At 69.2% G+C, this 18,203-nt stretch carries 16 protein-coding genes and 1 tRNA gene; 8 read left to right on the top strand and 9 right to left on the bottom strand.

The window, feature by feature from the left end:
• Positions 1-5: 5 nt before the first annotated feature.
• The 7 genes from pknB to OG266_RS21975 form a co-directional block, all read right to left on the bottom strand.
• A complete protein-coding gene (pknB, locus tag OG266_RS22005; RefSeq protein WP_371547957.1) occupies positions 6-1,988 on the bottom strand; it encodes a Stk1 family PASTA domain-containing Ser/Thr kinase in 1,983 nt (660 codons plus the stop codon).
• A 168-nt stretch (positions 1,989-2,156) separates the two neighbouring features.
• Positions 2,157-3,647: a peptidoglycan D,D-transpeptidase FtsI family protein gene (locus tag OG266_RS22000; RefSeq protein WP_371547955.1), complete on the bottom strand. Its 1,491-nt coding sequence runs from the start codon at positions 3,645-3,647 to the stop codon at positions 2,157-2,159.
• Positions 3,644-5,080: an FtsW/RodA/SpoVE family cell cycle protein gene (locus OG266_RS21995; protein ID WP_371547953.1), complete on the bottom strand. Its 1,437-nt coding sequence runs from the start codon at positions 5,078-5,080 to the stop codon at positions 3,644-3,646. Before OG266_RS21995 ends, OG266_RS22000 begins: the two co-directional genes overlap by 4 nt.
• Before the next feature lie 26 nt (positions 5,081-5,106).
• Positions 5,107-6,639 (bottom strand): Stp1/IreP family PP2C-type Ser/Thr phosphatase, encoded by a 1,533-nt coding sequence (locus OG266_RS21990; protein ID WP_371547951.1) that lies wholly within the window; start codon positions 6,637-6,639, stop codon positions 5,107-5,109.
• Between the two features lie 120 nt (positions 6,640-6,759).
• Complete coding sequence (locus OG266_RS21985; RefSeq protein WP_266458302.1) at positions 6,760-7,284, bottom strand: FHA domain-containing protein; 525 nt, start codon at positions 7,282-7,284, stop codon at positions 6,760-6,762.
• A 10-nt stretch (positions 7,285-7,294) separates the two neighbouring features.
• Entirely contained in the window at positions 7,295-8,143 is an 849-nt protein-coding gene (locus OG266_RS21980) for a DUF3662 and FHA domain-containing protein (RefSeq protein WP_266458299.1), read from the bottom strand.
• The gene (locus OG266_RS21975; protein ID WP_266458296.1) at positions 8,131-8,274 is read right to left on the bottom strand and encodes a hypothetical protein; all 144 of its coding nucleotides are present in this window, start codon (positions 8,272-8,274) and stop codon (positions 8,131-8,133) included. Before OG266_RS21975 ends, OG266_RS21980 begins: the two co-directional genes overlap by 13 nt.
• Positions 8,275-8,733: 459 nt before the next feature.
• On the opposite strand from OG266_RS21975, the gene OG266_RS21970 reads away from it, so the two are divergent.
• Positions 8,734-8,819, top strand: a tRNA-Leu gene (locus OG266_RS21970).
• 181 nt (positions 8,820-9,000) lie between these two features.
• Here OG266_RS21970 and OG266_RS21965 read toward each other — a convergent pair.
• The gene (locus OG266_RS21965) at positions 9,001-9,654 is read right to left on the bottom strand and encodes an FMN-dependent NADH-azoreductase (protein ID WP_371547948.1); all 654 of its coding nucleotides are present in this window, start codon (positions 9,652-9,654) and stop codon (positions 9,001-9,003) included.
• 178 nt (positions 9,655-9,832) lie between these two features.
• Here OG266_RS21965 and OG266_RS21960 point away from each other — a divergent pair, with 178 nt between their 5' ends.
• From OG266_RS21960 to OG266_RS21945, 4 genes are all read left to right on the top strand, one after another.
• The gene (locus OG266_RS21960; RefSeq protein WP_266458260.1) at positions 9,833-10,195 is read left to right on the top strand and encodes a helix-turn-helix domain-containing protein; all 363 of its coding nucleotides are present in this window, start codon (positions 9,833-9,835) and stop codon (positions 10,193-10,195) included.
• 140 nt (positions 10,196-10,335) lie between these two features.
• Positions 10,336-11,775 (top strand): DUF2252 domain-containing protein, encoded by a 1,440-nt coding sequence (locus tag OG266_RS21955; protein WP_371547947.1) that lies wholly within the window; start codon positions 10,336-10,338, stop codon positions 11,773-11,775.
• 115 nt (positions 11,776-11,890) lie between these two features.
• A complete protein-coding gene (locus OG266_RS21950; protein WP_371547945.1) occupies positions 11,891-12,973 on the top strand; it encodes a hypothetical protein in 1,083 nt (360 codons plus the stop codon).
• A gap of 148 nt (positions 12,974-13,121) precedes the next feature.
• Complete coding sequence (locus OG266_RS21945; protein ID WP_266836211.1) at positions 13,122-13,451, top strand: rhodanese-like domain-containing protein; 330 nt, start codon at positions 13,122-13,124, stop codon at positions 13,449-13,451.
• A gap of 156 nt (positions 13,452-13,607) precedes the next feature.
• Here the strand turns inward: OG266_RS21945 and OG266_RS21940 are convergent, their stop codons facing one another.
• Positions 13,608-14,741 carry an acyl-CoA dehydrogenase family protein gene (locus OG266_RS21940; protein ID WP_371547944.1) on the bottom strand — a complete coding sequence of 378 codons (1,134 nt, stop codon included), beginning with the start codon at positions 14,739-14,741 and terminating at the stop codon, positions 13,608-13,610.
• Between the two features lie 402 nt (positions 14,742-15,143).
• Between OG266_RS21940 and OG266_RS21935 the strand changes: the two genes are divergently transcribed.
• Genes OG266_RS21935 through OG266_RS21925 form a run of 3 tightly spaced genes read left to right on the top strand, consistent with a single transcriptional unit; the run spans position 15,144 to position 18,057 of the window.
• The gene (locus tag OG266_RS21935) at positions 15,144-16,046 is read left to right on the top strand and encodes a DUF5819 family protein (protein WP_371547942.1); all 903 of its coding nucleotides are present in this window, start codon (positions 15,144-15,146) and stop codon (positions 16,044-16,046) included.
• Positions 16,043-17,266 carry an HTTM domain-containing protein gene (locus OG266_RS21930; protein WP_371547941.1) on the top strand — a complete coding sequence of 408 codons (1,224 nt, stop codon included), beginning with the start codon at positions 16,043-16,045 and terminating at the stop codon, positions 17,264-17,266. The genes OG266_RS21935 and OG266_RS21930 overlap by 4 nt, the downstream gene beginning before the upstream one ends.
• Entirely contained in the window at positions 17,263-18,057 is a 795-nt protein-coding gene (locus OG266_RS21925; RefSeq protein WP_371547940.1) for a TrmH family RNA methyltransferase, read from the top strand. The genes OG266_RS21930 and OG266_RS21925 overlap by 4 nt, the downstream gene beginning before the upstream one ends.
• The last annotated feature ends 146 nt before the right edge of the window (positions 18,058-18,203 follow it).

Genomic DNA, 18,203 nt, shown 5'->3' with positions numbered 1-18,203 from the left:
GCCACCTATCCGGTGGAGCCGCCGAAGAAGCCTCCGTTGTTGCCTCCGTTGTTGCCGTTGACGCTGACGGTCGTGAGCGTGACCGTCGTGTTGTCGGGATCGTCGACCGGGGTGTTCGCGACCGGGTCCTGAGCGGTGACGATCGCGTTGTCGCTCTCGTCGCTGCCGTCGGCGAACTCGATGTCGTTGAAGCCGGCCGCCTGAAGCGTCTGCCTCGCCTGCTGCACGGTCTGGGTGACCACGCTCGGCACGGCGGTCTGGGTCTTGGCCTTGCCGATCTGGATCTGCACGTTGGACCCGGGGTCGGCCTGCGAGTTGACTGTCGGGACGGTCTGGATGACCTTGCCGACCAGGTTGCCGTCGTCGGTCTCCACCTCGACGCACGTGCCGACCAGGTTGTTGGTCGTCATCTGTTGTTTGGCCTCGTCACAGCTCTTGCCTGTGACGTCCGGGACCGTGGACTTCTTCTTCTCGATGGCCACGGTCAGGGTGATCGTCGTTCCCTTTTCCTGGTCCGTGCCACCCGCGGGGTCCTGATCCGACACGACACCTGGGGTCCGGTCGGACTCCTCTTCCTTCTTCTCGACCTTGAAGCCCTTTTCGGTGAGCTGGGCTTCCGCCTTCTCGAATTGCACGCCCGTGACGTCCGGAACCGTGACCTTCGGCGCCCCCGTCGACACCACCAGATTGACGGTGCTGCTCTTGTCGACCTTGGTGTCGGCGACCGGGTCCTGCGAGCAGATGTTGCCCTTGGGCTGGTCCTCGCAGGCCTGCTCCGTGACTGTTCCCACCACGAGGTCGCTGTTGGTCAACAGCTTCGTGGCGTCCGCTTTGGTCTCGCCGACGAGGGCGGGCACCTTCACGTTCGTGTCGGCCGCGTTGTCCCCGGGGAACACGTACTTGCCGATCAGGATCGCGCCGACCAGGACGAGGACTCCCGCAAGGACCAGCAGGATCGTCGAGGTGTTCGACTTCTTCTGGCGGCGGCGGTCGGGGCGGTCGTCGTAGCCGTAGCTGCCGTCGTCCGGGTTCATCGGGGGAAGCATGGAGGTGGCGCCGGCGTCCGCGGAGCGCAGGGCCGTGGTGGGCTGGTCGGCGCCGTAGCCGCCGTAACCCACGGAGCCCATGGCCGCGGTGGCGGCGACGGGCTGGCCGTCGAGGCAGGCCTCGATGTCGGCGCGCATCTCGTCGGCGGACTGGTAGCGGTAGTCCGGGTCCTTGACGAGCGCCCGCAGCACGATCGCGTCCATCTCGGGCGTGAGCTCGGGGTCGAAGACGCTCGGGGGCTGCGGTTCCTCGCGTACGTGCTGGTAGGCGACCGCGACCGGGGAGTCGCCGATGAACGGCGGGCGGACGGTCAGCAGCTCGTAGAGCAGGCAGCCCGTCGAGTACAGGTCGGAGCGCGCGTCGACCTGCTCGCCCTTCGCCTGCTCCGGCGAGAGGTACTGCGCCGTGCCTATGACGGCGGACGTCTGCGTCATCGTCATACCGGAGTCGCCCATGGCGCGGGCGATGCCGAAGTCCATGACCTTGACCTGGCCGTTGCGCGTGAGCATGACGTTGGCGGGCTTGATGTCACGGTGGACGATGCCGGCGCGGTGGGAGTACTCCAGGGCCTGGAGGATCCCGATGGTCATCTCCAGGGTGCGCTCGGGCAGCAGCCTGCGCCCCGAGTGCAGCAGCTCGCGCAGCGTGGACCCGTCGACGTACTCCATCACGATGTACGGGATGGACGTGCCGTCGATGTAGTCCTCACCCGTGTCGTACACGGCGACGATCGCGGGATGGTTGAGCGAGGCGGCCGACTGGGCCTCCCGGCGGAACCGGGCCTGGAACGACGGGTCGCGCGCGAGGTCGGCTCGCAGCGTCTTCACCGCCACCTGGCGCCCGAGCCGGGTGTCATGCGCGAGGTAGACCTCCGCCATGCCACCACGGCCGAGCACTTGGCCCAGCTCGTACCGGCCGCCGAGGCGACGCGGCTCTTCCATAGCTACCTACCAGCCCTCTCCGTCGGTCCCGACCGCCGTTGTGTGGTCGGGCGGTGTGCTGTCCGGGCATACCGTACCCGGCTCGCCTTCTGTGACCTGGCCACTATCGTCACCCGATACAGGACCGGTATCCCAACGTGCACCGATGTGAAGGAGACGTGACGGGGGTCACTTGTTGCTGTCGATGACTGCCTGCATCACACTCTTCGCGATGGGGGCCGCGAGGCCGCCACCAGAGATGTCGTCACGATTGGCGCTCTCGTCCTCGACCACCACGGCGATGGCGACCGGTGTGCTGCCGTCGCTGAGCTTGGCATACGAGATGAACCACGCGTACGGGTTCTCGCTGTTGTCGACGCCGTGCTGGGCGGTACCGGTCTTGCCGCCGACCGTGACGCCGTCCTCGTTGATCTGAGCGTTCTTGCCCGTGCCGTCCTTGACGACCGTCTCCATCATCGACTGCAGGATCCCGGCGTTCTCCGAGGACAGCGGCTCGCTCATCTTCTCGGGCTCGGTCTGCTCGATGACGTCGAGGCCCGGAGCCTGCAGCTTGTCGACCATGTACGGCTTCATGAGCGTGCCGTTGTTGGCGACGGCCGAGGCCACCATGGCCATCTGCAGCGGGGTCGTGGCGGTCTCGAACTGGCCGATCGAGCTGAGCGCGGTCTGCGGCTTGTCCATCTTCTCGGGGAAGACGGAGGCGCTGGAGCGGACCGGCGTGAACTGCTCGGAGTTGAAGCCGAACTTCTCGGCCTCCGCCAGCATCTTGTCCTTGCCGAGGTCGGCGCCGATCTTGCCGAAGACGGTGTTGCAGGAGACGCGGAGCGCTTCGCGCAGGGTCGCGTCCTTGCAGGGGATGTTCCCCTCGTTCTTCAGCTCGGTCGTGGTGTCCGGAAGGGTGTACGGCAGCGGGGAGTCGGTCTTCTCGTCCGCGGACGTGTACAGGCCGTTCTCCAGAGCCGCGGCCGCGGTCACCACCTTGAAGGTGGATCCCGGCGGGTAGACCTCGCGCAGCGCCCGGTTGAGCATCGGGTCGTTGGGGTCGTTCTTCTTCTGGAGCGCCGTCCAGGCCTTGCCGTCGACGCTCGTCGAGTTCCCGGCGAACGTGGAGGGGTCGTACGAGGGGGTGGAGGCGAGGGCCAGGATCGCACCGGTCTCCGGGTCGATCGCGGCGACGGCGCCCTTGCCCTGCTTGAGGAGACCGTCGTACGCGGCCTTCTGCGCGGCGGCGTTGAGGGTGGTGACGACGTTGCCGCCCTGCTTCGACTCGCCCGTGATCATGTCGAGGGTGTTTCGGAAGAAGAGCCGGTCGTCGTTGCCGGTGAGGATGCCGTCCTCGATGGACTCCAGCTGGGTGGCGCCGAAGGCTTGGGAGGCGTACCCGGTGACGGGCGCCCACATGGCGCCGTCCTTGTAGGTGCGCTTGTACTCGAAGTCGTTGTAGCTGTCGCCGCTGGTCTTGGCGGATCCGGTGATCGGGTTTCCGTCGACGATGATGTTGCCGCGCGGGGTGGCGTAACGCTCGATCGCGACGCGGCGGTTCTTCGGGTCAGACCTCAGAGTGTCCGCCTGGACGTACTGGATCCAGTTGTCGCGGATGAGTAGGGCGAGGACGAGGAGCCCGCAGAAGATCGCGATCCGGCGCAGGGGCTTGTTCACGGGCGGACCACCTGGGTCATCTCGGCGTCGGGGTTGGGAGCGGGAGCCGGTGCCGGGCGGCGCGCGGTGTCGCTGATTCTGATCAGGATGCCGATGAGGGCCCAGTTGGCGATGACGGAGGATCCTCCGGATGCCAGGAACGGCATCGTCATACCGGTCAGCGGGATCAGGCCCATGACGCCGCCGGCGACGACGAAGACCTGGAGGGCGAAGGCGCCGGAGAGGCCCACGGCGAGGAGCTTGCCGAACGGGTCGCGGGCGGCGAGGGACGTGCGTACACCGCGCTCCACGATCAGGCCGTAGAGCACCAGGATCGCCATGATTCCGGCCAGGCCCAGTTCCTCGCCGAAGGTGGCGAGGATGAAGTCGGAGTTGGCGGCGAAGCCGATGAGGTCGGAGTTGCCCTGGCCGAGCCCGGTGCCGAGGGTGCCGCCGGAGCCGAAGGCCCACAGGGCCTGCATGGACTGCTCGGTGTGTCCGAACACGCCTTGCTGGCTGAGGGTGTACTCGCGCATGGGGTCGAGCCAGGCCTGGACGCGCTGCTGGACGTGTGTCTCGAACGAAGCCACGCCTACCGCGCCGGCCGCCGACATCAGCAGACCGAAGACGATCCAGCTGGTCCGCTCGGTGGCGACGTACAGCATGACGATGAACATTCCGAAGAACAGCAGCGACGTACCGAGGTCGGTCTCGAAGACCAGGATCAGGATCGAGATCACCCAGACGACCAGGATCGGGCCGAGGTCCCGTCCGCGTGGCAGGTAGAGACCCATGACGCGGCGGCTGGCCAGAGCCAGGGCGTCTCTCTTCACCATGAGGTAACCGGCGAAGAAGATCGCCAGGATGATCTTCGCAAACTCACCCGGCTGGATACTGAATCCGGCGACCGAGATCCAGATCTTGGCGCCGTAGATGTCCTCGCCGAGCCCCGGGACCAGCGGAAGGACCAGCAGGACCAGCGCGCCGAACATGGAGATGTAGGTGTAGCGCTGCAGAACGCGGTGGTCCTTGAGGAGGATCAGTACGGCCACAAACAGGGCGACGCCCATTGCGGAGTACAGCAGTTGGCGAGGGGCCGCCTGGACGAAGTCGTCGCTCGCCTGGAGCCGCTTCGACTGGTCCAGGCGCCAGATGACGACCAGGCCGATGCCGTTCAGCAGCGTCGCCAGCGGCAGCAGCAGCGGGTCCGCGTACGGCGCGAACTTGCGTACGACGAGGTGGCCGACGCCCGCGAGGAGGCCGAGGCCGAGGCCGTAGCTCAGCAGGCCGGGCGGCACCGAGTCGTTGATGGCGAGGCCTACGTTGGCGTAGGCGAACACCGGGATGACGACGGCGAACACCAGCAGCGCCAGCTCGGTGTTGCGTCGGCTCGGTGTGCCGATCGAGCCGATGGTGGAGGTGTGGTGCGTCGGCGAGTTCGTACTGCTGCTCATGGTGTGACAGGGCCCCTCACGGCTGCTTACTGCTTACCGCACAGCGAGACCAGCTTCTGCTCTTCGTCGGAGAGGCTGGGGCCGGGTGTGGGAGTGGGTGCGGTCGTGGACGTGGACGAGGACGCCGAGGGGGTCGGCGTCGGTGTGGCCTTGGACGTCAGGGAGGTCTTTGTGGTTCCCGTGGTCCCGCCGGCCTCGCCCTCACCGGTCTTGGCGTTGTTCTCGGCTTCGGCGGTGCGGCGCTCGGAGTCCTTCTTGCAGGCGGAGGCCTGCAGGGCGAGTTCGTCGATCTTCGACTTGGCGTCGCTCAGGCCGCCTTCGGCGATGGTCGCCTTGACCTGCTCCTGCATGTACGGCGGCAGGTACTTGAGTTCGATCTCGGGGTGGTCCTTCTCCACCTTCGAGAGCGAGACCCAGGCCAGGTCCTGGCTGATGCCCTGGTACAGCGCGACGTGCTCGTCCTTGGTGCCGACGTAGTACTGCGTCTGCGTCCAGCGGTAGCCGCCGTAGAGGCCGCCGCCGACGACGGCGAGCGCGAGCACGATGTAGAAGGATCTCTTCAGCCACTTGCGGCCGGTGCGCGGCTTGACGAAGTCCTCGTCGGAGTAGCCGCCGAAGCCGCTCGTGTCCACGTAACCCGTGGTGTCGCCGCTGCCGGGCGGGCCGAACTCGCCGCCGCCGCCCTGTCCGGGCACGGGCCGGCCGAGGCTGGAGGCCCGCCCTGCGGGCGTCTGCATCGCGTCGTTGTCGTGCATCTGGTGCTGATGCTGGTTCTCGGCGACGGCGCCCACGACGACCGGGGTGTCGGAGAGCTGCGCGGCGAGGGTGTCGCCCCCGTCGATGTCGAGGACGTCGGCGATGATGACCGTGATGTTGTCCGGGCCGCCGCCGCGCAGCGCGAGCTCGATGAGCTGCTGCACGGTCTCCTGCGGGCCCTGGTAGCTGGCGAGGGTGTCTTCCATCGTCTGATGGGAGACGACCCCGGAAAGTCCGTCGGAGCAGATCAAGTAGCGGTCGCCGGCGCGGACTTCACGGATGGAGAGGTCCGGCTCGACGTGGTCGCCGCTGCCCAGCGCGCGCATGAGGAGCGACCTCTGCGGGTGCGTGGTGGCCTCTTCCTCGGTGATGCGTCCCTCGTCGACGAGGCGCTGCACCCAGGTGTGGTCCTGCGTGATCTGCGTCAGTACGCCGTCCCGCAGCAGGTACGCGCGGGAGTCGCCGACGTGCACCAGACCGAGCCGCTGACCGGTCCACAGGAGGGCCGTGAGGGTCGTCCCCATGCCTTCCAGCTGGGGGTCCTCCTCGACCATCATCCGCAGCTGGTCATTGGCTCGCTGCACGGCGGTGCCGAGCGAGGTGAGGATGTCGGAGCCGGGCACGTCGTCGTCGAGCGCGACGATCGTGGAGATCACCTCGGAGCTGGCGACCTCACCGGCGGCCTGGCCGCCCATCCCGTCGGCGATCGCGAGCAGACGGGGACCGGCGTAGCCGGAGTCCTCGTTCCCCTCGCGGATCATGCCTTTGTGCGATCCGGCGGCGAAGCGCAGTGACAGACTCATGCGCACCTCGCCCGTCGGCTCCGGGTACATCCGCACGGTGCCCACCCTCCGGTCGGGAGCGCGCGGGCGTCCAAGGCGTGGACCGCCGCTGCGTGCTCGCTCCGCTCGCTCATTGTCGTACTACTTCCGCAGCTCGATGACGGTCTTGCCGATGCGGATCGGCGCGCCCAGCGGAATCGGTGTGGGGGTCGTCAATCGGTTCCGGTCGAGATACGTGCCGTTGGTGGAGCCGAGGTCCTCGACGATCCACTGGCCGTCCCGGTCCGGGTAGATCCTGGCATGACGGCTGGACGCGTAGTCGTCGTCCAGCACGATGGTGCTGTCGTGCGCGCGGCCCAGCGAGATGGTCTGCCCCTGCAAGGCGACCGTCGTGCCCGTGAGGGTGCCCTCCGAGACGACGAGCTTGGTGGGGGCACCGCGACGCTGGCGGCTGCCGCCACTGGGCGCCGCGGCCTGCTGGCGTTGCGGCGGTGGTGCGGCCTGGCGCGCGGCCGACTGCTGCCTGTTGGCGTCCCGTCGCGATCCGCGCTGTGTGACACGCGTTCCGAACAGGTCGCTGCGGATGACCTGCACGGCCACGATCACGAACAGCCACAGAACGGCCAGGAAACCCAGCCGCATGACCGTGAGGGTCAGCTCTGACATTGCCCCCGCTTCACCCTTCGGCTTGCCGGTAAATGATGGTGGTGCTGCCCACGACGATCCGCGAGCCGTCGCGGAGCGTAGCGCGGGTGGTGTGCTGCCCGTCCACCACGATGCCGTTGGTGGACCCGAGATCCTGGACAGTAGAGGGCGTTCCGGTCCGGATCTCACAGTGCCGGCGCGAGACGCCGGGGTCGTCGATCCGCACGTCGGCTTCGGTGCTGCGGCCCAGCACCAGCGTCGGGCGGGAGATCTGATGGCGTGCGCCGTTGACCTCGATCCAGTGCCGCATCCGGCCGCCGGGCTGCACGCCCGGTGCCGCGGTGGGCCGCTGGCCCATGGGCGCGGGTCCGCCGCGGACGCCGGGCGGCGGGGCGGCCGGCATGGGCGGAGCTGCTGCGGGCTGGGCGGCCGGAGGATAGCCGTAGGCGCCGGGCCTGCCCGGGGCGGGCGCCGCGGGGGCGCGCTCCGGGGCCTGCTGGTTGGTGGAGGAGGCGAGCGTACGGCTGCGCACCCGGTACAGACCGGTGTCGAGGTCGTCGGCCTTCTCCAGATGGACCTTGATGGGGCCCATGAACGCGTACCGCTGCTGCTTCGCGTAGTCACGCACCATGCCGGCGAGCTCGTCGCCGAGCTGCCCCGAGTAGGGGCTGAGGCGCTCGAAGTCCGGCGTGCTCAGCTCGACGATGAAGTCGTTGGGTACGACGGTCCGGTCGCGGTTCCAGATCGTGGCGTTGTTGTCGCACTCGCGCTGGAGCGCTCCGGCGATCTCCACGGGCTGGACCTCGGACTTGAACACCTTGGCGAAGGTGCCGTTGACCAGACCTTCGAGACGTTGCTCGAACTTCTTCAGGACTCCCATGGGGCACCTCCTCCTTCGTAGCCGTCCTGGTACAGCTTGCTGTCGTCATCCTGGTGCTGCGGGTCTTGCTCGTGCTGCGGGTGCTGCTCGTAGCGCTGGTCGTGCTCGTACTGCTTACTGATCGTATCCACGCGTCGGGAAATCGGCTGGTTCCCCCTGTCGGCCCGGTCGACGGGTGTCGACGGCTTCCGGAGTCCCTTCCCGAGTTCCCTGCGCGGTGCCGTTTCGAACTCCTGCGGGCGCTACTCCTGCCAAGGATCGTAGAGGCGGTCCGCGACCAGTGTCCCGCACCTGACTGTGCGGGCTGTCCTGCTCCTGGGTAGATGCCCAGGACCGGTACGAGGTTGATACGTGAACCGGTTCTGCTTGAAACTTGCGGCCGTCGCTGTGGACGGTGCGGGGGAGGTGGCCTGGGCGGGAGCCCCTGTCCGGGAGGGGTGCGGACGTCGTCTCGCGGGGGTGCGGGCGCGGTCCGCACGGGGGCGCGGGCCCCGGGAAAGGGATGTGAATCCACCCCGATCAGCGTGCTAATCTTCTCGATGTCGGCAGGCGCTCACACCACTTGGTGCGAGACGGACGACACAGAGAATGCGCGAGTGGCGGAATGGCAGACGCGCTGGATTCAGGTTCCAGTGCCCGCAAGGGCGTGGGGGTTCAACTCCCCCCTCGCGCACCAGCTGAAAGCCCCGCAGGTCTTGGACCTGCGGGGCTTTTGCGTTGTCCGGTTCTTGCAGCTCCGGGGTCTTAAGTGCGGCGCCCCGTGTGATTGTCCTGTTGATCGTTCTGCGTGAGGACAATCACACGGGGCGTGCGGTGGTGCGGTCGCGCTCTTAAGGGTTACGAACGGTTCCGCGGGGTTACGCGGCGAGGCGCTCGGCGAGTTCCTTGGCCTTGGCGGCCGCGTCGTCGAGGGCCTTCGTGCGCGAGGCCTCGAAGAGGGGGATCAGCTCGGCCATCGCCGGGTTGTGCGGGGCCATCGTGAGCTCCGGGACGATGAAATCGAGGTCCAGGGCGAGGGTGTCGCGCAGGACCGCCTCCAGGTAGTTCCGCACGTACTCGTAGGGCTCGCGCGGGGTGCCGGGCGCGTAGGAGCCGCCGCGGCTGGCGACGACCGTGACCGGGGTGCCCTTCACCTTCGAGTCCTCCGTCATGGCGGTGCGGCCCATGAGGACGATGTTGTCCAGCCACGCCTTGAGGGTCGACGGGATCGCGTAGTTGTACATCGGGGCGCCGATCAGGATCGCGTCGGCCTGCTCCAGCTCCTCTATGAGCGTCACGCGCTCCGCGAAGGCGGCGGCCTGCTCGGGGGTGTGCGCGTCCGGGGCGGCGAAACCGGCGGAGTGGGCGTCGGCGGTGATGTGCGGCACCGGGTTCGCGGCGAGGTCGCGGTAGATCACGGTGCCTTCGGGGTGCTGCTCCTCCCATGCCTTGCGGAAGGCGTCCGTCACCGTGCGGGAGGCGGAGGCGGAGCCCGGGAACACGGACGAGTCGATGAGAAGGAGGGTGGCCATGGGGATCTCCAAGGGGGCTGGGGGGAGTCGTCGGCGCGTGGTCGACGTGCTCGGCGTGGTCGGCCGAGAAAGTGAGAAGCCGAGCCTGGCGAGCGGGCTTCTTTTTCGTACTCGACTATAGATAACACAGCTACTTACTTTTTTTCATCCCCTTGTGTGGGCGCAGTACTCTGGAGCCATGCCAGAACCGGGATTCCGCGAGGACACAGGGCCGTGCCAGAAGGTCGACGACGGCATGACCCGGGTGTTCCAGCTGCTCGGAAAGCGCTGGACGGGCCTGGTCGTCTCCGTGCTGCTGCAACGGCCCGTCCACTTCGCCGACCTCCGCAGGGCGATCCCCGGCATCAGCGAACGGATGCTCTCGGACCGGCTCACCGAACTGGGCGCGGCGGGACTGGTCGTGCGCGAGGTCGACGAAGGCCCCCCGCTGCGGGTCTCCTACCGGCTGACGGAGTCGGGCGCCGCACTGGAACCCGCGCTCAAGGAACTCGGGTCCTGGGCGGAAAGGCATCTGCCGGAAAGCGGGCCGTGCCCGCGGTGACGTGGGCGGTACGCCGCTGATCTCCCGGAGCCTGTGGAGTTGTCCACAGGCTCCGAGTTGTCCACAGGGTCTGACGCCTTTCCATGACCGGCTGTACGGTCATGACGAGTTGATGTTCATGCACGGGGGAGGCGGTCGGAGTGACCGAGCCAGGTACAGCGGGTCCGGCGCAGGAAGCGCAGCGGCCGCAGCAGGTGTCCAGGGCTTTTGCGGTACGTGGATTCGCGGCATCGCCCCATCAGGGCTCGCCGAAGGAAGAGGGCAAGGCCCTGCGCGGCCCCGTGCCCCGCGCCGCGCACGCGGAGCTCACGACGGACGCCGGCCGGCCCGACGCCGTGAGCGCGGTGGAGGAGTCCAACCGCGGCCGGATCCCCGGGCTCACCCCGATACGCGTCGGCAGGATGGCGGCCACGCCCTTCGCCTTCCTGCGCGGTTCGGCGGGCCTCATGGCTTACGACCTCGCGCGCACCCCCATGACCGGGATCAGCGCCCAGATATGCGGCGACGCGCACGCGGCGAACTTCGGCCTCTACGGGGACGCGCGCGGCGGCCTCGTCATGGACCTGAACGACTTCGACGAGACGGTGCACGGCCCCTGGGAGTGGGACCTCAAGCGCCTCGCCACCTCGCTGGTGCTCGCGGGCCGGGAAGCCGGGGCGGACGAAAACACCTGCCGCAAGGCGGCACACGACGTGGTCGGCGCCTACCGGCGCACCCTGCGGCTGCTCGCGAAGCTCCCGGTGCTGGACGCGTGGAACGCCATCGCGGACGAAGAACTCGTCTCGCACACCGACGCCCACGATCTCCTCGGCACGCTGGAACGGGTCTCCGAGAAGGCGCGGGGCAACACCAGCGGGCGGTTCGCGGCGAAGTCGACGGAGGCCGTGGAAGGCGGTGGCCGACGCTTCGTGGACGCGCCGCCGGTGCTGCGCCGCATACCCGACGCGGAGGCGGCGGCGGTGGCCGCGTCACTGGAGGAGTACCTCACGACGCTGTCGCAGGACCGGCTTCCCCTCCTCGCCCGGTACGCCGTGCACGACGTCGCTTTCCGTGTCGTCGGCACCGGCAGTGTGGGCACCCGGTCCTACGTCGTCCTGCTCCTGGACCACCGCGGCGAACCCCTCGTCCTCCAGGTGAAGGAGGCACGCGCCTCGGCGCTGCTCCCGCACCTGGTGACGGCCGGCCACGCGATACCCGACGTGCCGCACGAGGGCCGCCGCATGGTCCTCGGCCAGAAGCGCATGCAGGTCGTCAGCGACATTCTGCTCGGCTGGACCTCGGTCGACGGACTCCCCTTCCAAGTACGCCAGTTCCGCAACCGCAAGGGCAGCGTCGACCCCGCCGCCCTCGCCGCCGACCAGATAGACGACTACGCCCGCATGACCGGCGCCCTCCTCGCCCGCGCCCACTCCCACAGCGCCGACCCGCGCCTCATCGCCGGGTACTGCGGCAAGAGCGAGGAGCTGGACGAGGCAGTCGCTTCGTTCGCGGTGGCGTACGCGGACCGTACCGAGGCGGATCACGCGGAGCTGGTGGGGGCTGTGCGGGCGGGGCGGATTGAGGCTGAGTTGGGGGTTTGAGGGGTGGGGGAAGGGGTGGGGGCGGGGAGGGGGAGGCCCCCCAAGCAGTCGTCCCGAGTAGTCCCGACGCAGTGGTCCCGAGTAACCCCGACGCCCCGTGGCCTACGCTGGTCGGGTGACGACGCCGGAAGCCGAGCAGAGCCAGTCCGAGCCCATCGACGAGGGGGCGCGGGAGCAGTCCGGTGCCCTGGAGAGCGCGGCGGACGGGTCCGCCGTGGCAAGGTCCTACGAGGCGCAGCCTGGGGGCGGGTCGCCCTCGCAGGAGGAGCCCGGAGGCGAGCCGTCCCAGCAGGTCGGCGCCGAGGGTGAGGCGTCTTCGCAGGCGGAGCCCGATGGCGAGACGCTTCAGCAGGCCGGCACCGACGGTGGGACGTCGGAGCAGGGGACCTCGGAGCAGACGGGAACCGAGAGTGTGGCGCGGCCCGAGGAGCGGTTGGAGCGGGCCGTGCGGGCGGCCGAGCAGGCGCTGATCGAGTTCGAGATCGCCGTGGAGACCTTCCGGGTCGAGGTCGACAACTTCTCGCGGCTGCATCACCAGAAGCTCGGGCCGATGTACTCCAGGCTCGACGAGCTGGAGGCGCTGATCGCCGAGGCGCGGGCCGCGCGCACCGGAGACCCGGAGGACCTCCGCAAGGCGGACGAGGCGCGGGCGCGGGTCATGCCGATGCCGGGCGTCGAGGAGCTGTTCCACGGCTGGATGGACTCCGAGGGACTGTTCCCGGAGGCTGTGGCGATGCTGACGGATCAGCCGGTGCGGCCTCCGCAGCGGGTGCGCCCCAGTGACGAGGCCCGCAAGCTCTTCCGTGAGCTCGTCCGCAAGGCCCACCCCGACCTGGCGCAGGACGAGGACGAGCGCAAGCGGCGCGACGAGTTCATCACCCGGGTCAATGCCGCGTACGCGCGGGGCGACGAGGCGCTGCTGCGGGAGCTCTCCGCGGAGTGGGCCGCGGGTCCCGTGCCCGAGGAGTGGAAGCCGAGCCGTAGCGAGGAGCTCTACGCCCGGCTCGAGTGGCTCTCCCAGCGCAAGGAGATGCTCACGTTCGTCGCCCGCGAGCTGGAGGAGAGCGCGATCGGCGCGATGCTCAAGATGGCTCCGGAGGATCCCGACCGGCTCCTGGAGGAGATCGCCGAACAGCTGCTGACCCAGGTCGGCGAGCGCGAGACGGAGCTGGCCGAGTTGACGGGGCAGACTTCCTGAACCCGTCGAGCGACTGCCTGAAGCGGTCGAGCCGACTACCTGAAGCCGGTTGATCGGGCTCGCTGGAGCTGATCGGCCGGGATGTCCGCGGGGGATCGGGCTGTCTGTGGGGTCAGGTAGCGTCGGAGTTATGAGTTTCGGAGCTGGTGTGCCCACGGTCGAGGTCGGGGATCTCGCGGACGGAGACTTCCTGCTGGACGTCCGGGAGGACGACGAGTGGGAGGCAGGTCACGCCGAGCGGGCGCTGCACATCCCCATGAGCGAATTCGTCGCGCGTTACGGCGAGTTGACCGAGGCGGCCCCGCAGGACGGCAAGGTCCACGTGATCTGCCGCTCCGGTGGCCGTTCGGCGCAGGTCACGATGTATCTGGTCCAGCAGGGCATCGACGCGGTGAACGTCGACGGCGGCATGCAGGTCTGGGCAGCCACCGGCCGCCCGGTGGTGGACGACAAGGGCCAGCCGGGTTTCGTGGTCTGAAGCGACTGAAGCGACTGAAGCGACTGAAGCGACTGAAGCGACTGAAGCAACTGAAACGGCTGAAACGACCGCACCCGTACCGGGGGAGGCGTCGGCTGCCTGCCCCGGCACGAGCGTGAGCCCAGGTGGCCGCCCGGATGGGCGGCGGGCGTGCGGTCAGCCCAGCGGATGGGCGGCCAGCAGATCGCCCAGTGCCTCCTCGTGCGCCGCCGCCGGCCCGAGCGCCAGCTCAAGCTGCTTGGCCCAGGCGTGGTACCGGTGCAGCGGATAGTCGGTGTCGGCGCCGAACCCTCCGTGCAGATGCTGCGCGGTCTGCACGACCCGCCGTACCCCTTCCGATGCCCAGATCTTGGCGACGGCCACGTCTCCGGACGCCGGAAGCGCACACCCCGCCCCCGTACTGATCCGCCATGCGGCCTGCCAGAGCGTCACTTCCATCGCGCGCAGGTCGATGTAGCGGTCGGCGGCCTGTACGGCGACCGCCTGGAACGTGGCGACCGGGAACCCGAACTGCTCCCGCTTGCTGGTGTATTCGCTCGTCATCCCGAGCACGCCCTCCCCGAGCCCGAGCGCCAGCGCGCACGTCCCGGTGGTCAGCAGCTCGCGCAACCACTCCCACGCACCGTCCGCGTCGATGACATCCCGGGCGGCGATCCGTACCGACTCCAAGCGCAGTTCACCGAGCCGCTCGCCACTGGTGGAGATCTGCTCGGCGAGTACGGCTCCTTCGTGGACGCGGGGCACGAGTGCGAGGACGGTCCTGTCTGCAGCCGTGTGCGCGGGTACGAGGGTGAAGTCGGCGTTCTGCGCCCAGGGAACGGCGGTCTGTACCCCGTCCAGCACCCACGCCTCACCGTCCTGCCGTGCGGTCACGGCGAGTTCGGCCCCGTCATGGCCGCTGCGGCCGTTAGCGGCGACGGTCAGCACCAGCTCGCCGCGGCCCGCCCGCGTGAGTACCTCCGCCTTCAGCTCCTCGCCGCCGTATCTCTGCACGGCCACCGCTGCCGCGCTGCTCTCCAGCAGCGGCACCCGTGCGAGCACCCGCGCCGACTCACGCAGCACCAGGCACAGCGCGACGGCGTCGAGACCTGCCCCGCCGTACTCCGCGTCGAGGAGCAGGCTCAGCAGGTCCGCGTCGGCGAGCTTCGCCCACAGTGCCCGGTCGAAGTCCTCGGCCACGGCGCCCGCGGTGAGTGCGGGGCTGGGCACCCCGTCCGGCGCGACCCCCGAGAACACCGCCTTCGCCGCCTCGACCGCCGCCTGGTGTTCCTCGGTGAAGGTGAAGTCCACGGTCCCGTCCTCCCATGCACCGGCCAACCGGCCAACAGACCAGGCAGGCACCTGATCTGACGGAGCGTCAAGATAGAACAGGTTCTACGAGAAGGGAACCGAAGGGAGCGGCCGGTCACGGCTGCGTCACCCGCGACTGGCATCGGCCATGACTCTCCCCCTTGCAGACCGATCGTTCGGTCTGCCCGGATTCAATGGTGAGACGAGTCGCCGTAAGGTGTCAACCGCTGTGGATAACCTCTTGGCGGCTGATGTGGCCGCTGTGGCTCATGGGGCTGTGCCGGGCGATCTGGCCTGAGTACCGTTCCCGTGCGAACGCCGCAGCGTGGGGCTCGCGGGCGGTACGACGACGCCGCGCGGCCTCGGTGGTGGGGAGTGTGACCGGATCGGGATAGGGGCGGAATGGACGCGTACGACGAGGGCTCGAACGGCCGGCAAGCGCCGGACGCGCCGCCCGACGGGCCCGCGCCTGCCAGGCGCGACACTCCCGGCGCACCTGATATCCCCTCCACGCCCGACACCCGCGAGGTGTCCACCGCCACTGACCTGCCCAACGCTCCGGACGCGTCCAACGTGCCCGGCGGACTCACCGAAGGCGAACCCACGGTCCCGGCCGGAACCGCGCCAGGCGACACACTCGCCCCCACCGGCATAGCCGCCCTCTCCCCCGGCTACCAGATCGCCGCCGCCCTCGCCCTCGCGGTCGTCGCGGTCACGGCCTGTGTGCATCTCGGCATGGTGTTCCTGCACCTCGCGCCCTCGAACACCGTCACCAAGCAGCACGGCACGGCGATCGAGGAGTGGATCTACCCCGAGTTCGAGCAGAACTGGAAGTTGTTCGCGCCGAACCCCCTGCAGCAGAACATCGCCGTCCAGGTGCGCGCCCAGGTCCGTACGCCGGACGGCACCAGCCGCGAGACCGGGTGGTACGACCTGTCGGCGCTCGACGGCGCGGCCATCGACGGCAACCTGCTGCCGAGCCACACCGATCAGAACGAACTGCGCCGGTCCTGGGACTTCTACGTCAGTTCGCACGACGCCGAGAACCGCCCCTCGGGCATGCGCGGTGACCTCTCCGAGCGCTATCTGCGCCGGGTCGTCGTGCTGCGCCTGGACCGCCTGCAGGCCGGCGGCAAGGACGCCGTCGTCGAAAGCGTCCAGGTCCGTTCCCGTACGACCAACGTGACGCCGCCCGAGTGGAGCCAGGAGCAGGTGTCCGACAAGCCCGTGCTCCGCGAACTGCCCTGGTGGTCCGTCGCCGAGGGCGACCGGCAGCAGGAGACGGCGGAGGCGAGCGCCCGATGAACCGTTACGCCCTGTCGCTCTCGCGCGGCATCAGCCGGGTCACCGGGGCGGCCCTCGGCCCCTACCAGAGCGCCGTGATCCGTATCGGATTCTCCGTCACCTGGCTGCTGTTCCTGCTGCGCGAGTATCCGCACCGCCAGGAGATGTACGGGCCCGACGGGCCGTGGAGCTGGGACATCGCCCAGCAGCTCATCGCCAACAACCACGCCTTCACGGCCCTGATGTGGTCCGACAGCCAGATCTGGTTCGAGATCGTCTACGCCCTCGCCGCCCTGTCTAGTCTCCTGCTGCTGCTGGGCTGGCGGACCCGCACGATGTCCGTGCTCTTCATGGTCGGCGTGCTCTCGCTGCAGAACCGCAGCGTCTTCATGGGGGACGGCGGCGACAACGTCATCCACCTGATGGCGATCTACCTGGTGTTCACGCGCTGCGGCCAGGTGTGCTCGCTGGACGCGCGGCGGGCTCGGCTCGGGCGGGAGGCACGCGCGCGTGGAGAGCGTGTCGGGCCCGACCGGGTCGGCCCCGCGCTGTGGGGGGTGCTCGGCTTCGCGCTGGCGACGGTGACTTTCGCGGGACGGCTCAGTGGCGGCTGGCTGCTGGTCTTCTGGGGGCTGTGGGCGGTGCAGGCCCTGTGGTGGGCCGTCAGCAGCAGCGTGCGCGCCGCCGAGCCCCGGATCCTGCTGGACGTCGTCGCCAACCTCGTGCACAACGCGGCCCTGGTCGTGATCATGGCCGAGGCCTGTCTGATCTACGCGACCGCCGGCTGGTACAAGATCCAGGGCTCGCGCTGGCAGGACGGCACCGCGGTCTACTACCCGCTCCACCTGGACTACTTCTCGCCCTGGCCGGCTCTGTCCGACCTGATGACGCAGTACGGCACGATCGTGATGCTGGTGACGTACGGGACGGTCATCGCCCAGGTCGCCTTCCCGTTCACCCTGTTCAACCGGCGGGTCAAGAACGTGCTCCTGGTGGTCATGATGACCGAGCACGCGGTGATCGCCGTGGTGCTCGGGCTGCCGTTCTTCTCGCTCGCGATGATCGCCGCCGACGCGGTGTTCCTGCCGACGTCGTTCCTGCGGCGCCTCGGCGGATGGGTCACACGCGCGCGTGGAGAGCTGTTTTCGGGTGACGGCGGCCGTACGTTGCCGGGTCCGCGCGAGCAGCAGCCGAGCGCCCCGGATCCGGCCGAGCCCACGCACGTAGGCTTCAGGGCATGAACGACCCCGACGGCAGGCTCGGAACACCCGGCGTCACGGACCCCCAGGACGCCGTACGAGCCTGGCACCGCCTCGCGGATGGTTCCGTACTGCTCGACGGTTTCCACGCCCTCAAGCACGCGCTGCGCTTCCAGGCCCGCATCCCGGTGGCCGTCACGACCGATCGGCAGGCGGCACTCGCGCTGGCCGACGACCTGGCCCCCGACGTACGAGAGGCCGTCGAGGGGCTGCTGGTGGAGGTCCCGGAGGCGACGCTGAAGGCCCTGGTGCCGCGTCCGCACCCCACTTCGGTGGCCGCTCTCGCCGTACGTCCGTCCCGGGCGGCCCATCTGGAGACGCTGGCCCGGATGCCGCGTCCGGCGCCCGTCGTGGTCCTCGACAACCCGCGCAACCTGGGCAACGCCGGGGCCGTGATCCGGCTCGCGGCGGGCTTCGCGGCGACCGGGGTGGTCACGACGGGCTCGCTCGACCCCTGGCATCCCACGGTCGTACGCGGCGGGGCGGGCCTGCACTTCGCGACCGCCGTGGAGCGGCTGACGGTGGACGAGCTGCCGCCGGGCCCGGTGTTCGCGCTGGACCCGGAGGGCGAGGACATCCGTGGGCTCAAGCTCCCCGACGACGCGGTCCTCGCCTTCGGCTCCGAGCGCAGCGGCCTGTCCGCCGAACTCCGGGCCCGCACCGACCACTTGGTGTCCCTGCCGATGCGCCCCCAGGTCTCCAGCTACAACCTCGCGACCAGCGTTGCGATGACGCTGTTCCACTGGAGCGCGACCGGGGGCGCGACGGCCTGAGGGGTAGGGCCTGTCTGACAATTCCCGTCTGCCTCGCGACGCCATGCACGCGCCCCCACCCTCGAACCGGCTTCGCCCGGCTCGGGCGGGGGGACCCCCTTCGCCGTACCGGGCGCAGACCCAAGTACGTCCAGTACGAGGGTCTA

The sequence above is a fragment of the Streptomyces sp. NBC_00554 genome (assembly GCF_041431135.1).
Lineage (GTDB): Bacteria > Actinomycetota > Actinomycetes > Streptomycetales > Streptomycetaceae > Streptomyces.
This window is presented reverse-complemented; position numbering and strand designations above follow the sequence as displayed.

Coding starts and splice junctions, on each gene's coding strand:
- OG266_RS21935 (WP_371547942.1), top strand. CDS start 15,144: ATGGACGCGTACGACGAGGGCTCGAACGGCCGGCAAGCGCCGGACGCG.
- OG266_RS21930 (WP_371547941.1), top strand. CDS start 16,043: ATGAACCGTTACGCCCTGTCGCTCTCGCGCGGCATCAGCCGGGTCACC.
- OG266_RS21990 (WP_371547951.1), bottom strand. CDS start 6,639: ATGAGTCTGTCACTGCGCTTCGCCGCCGGATCGCACAAAGGCATGATC.
- OG266_RS21965 (WP_371547948.1), bottom strand. CDS start 9,654: ATGGCCACCCTCCTTCTCATCGACTCGTCCGTGTTCCCGGGCTCCGCC.
- OG266_RS21985 (WP_266458302.1), bottom strand. CDS start 7,284: ATGTCAGAGCTGACCCTCACGGTCATGCGGCTGGGTTTCCTGGCCGTT.
- pknB (WP_371547957.1), bottom strand. CDS start 1,988: ATGGAAGAGCCGCGTCGCCTCGGCGGCCGGTACGAGCTGGGCCAAGTG.
- OG266_RS21980 (WP_266458299.1), bottom strand. CDS start 8,143: ATGGGAGTCCTGAAGAAGTTCGAGCAACGTCTCGAAGGTCTGGTCAAC.
- OG266_RS21960 (WP_266458260.1), top strand. CDS start 9,833: ATGCCAGAACCGGGATTCCGCGAGGACACAGGGCCGTGCCAGAAGGTC.
- OG266_RS21925 (WP_371547940.1), top strand. CDS start 17,263: ATGAACGACCCCGACGGCAGGCTCGGAACACCCGGCGTCACGGACCCC.
- OG266_RS21995 (WP_371547953.1), bottom strand. CDS start 5,080: ATGAGCAGCAGTACGAACTCGCCGACGCACCACACCTCCACCATCGGC.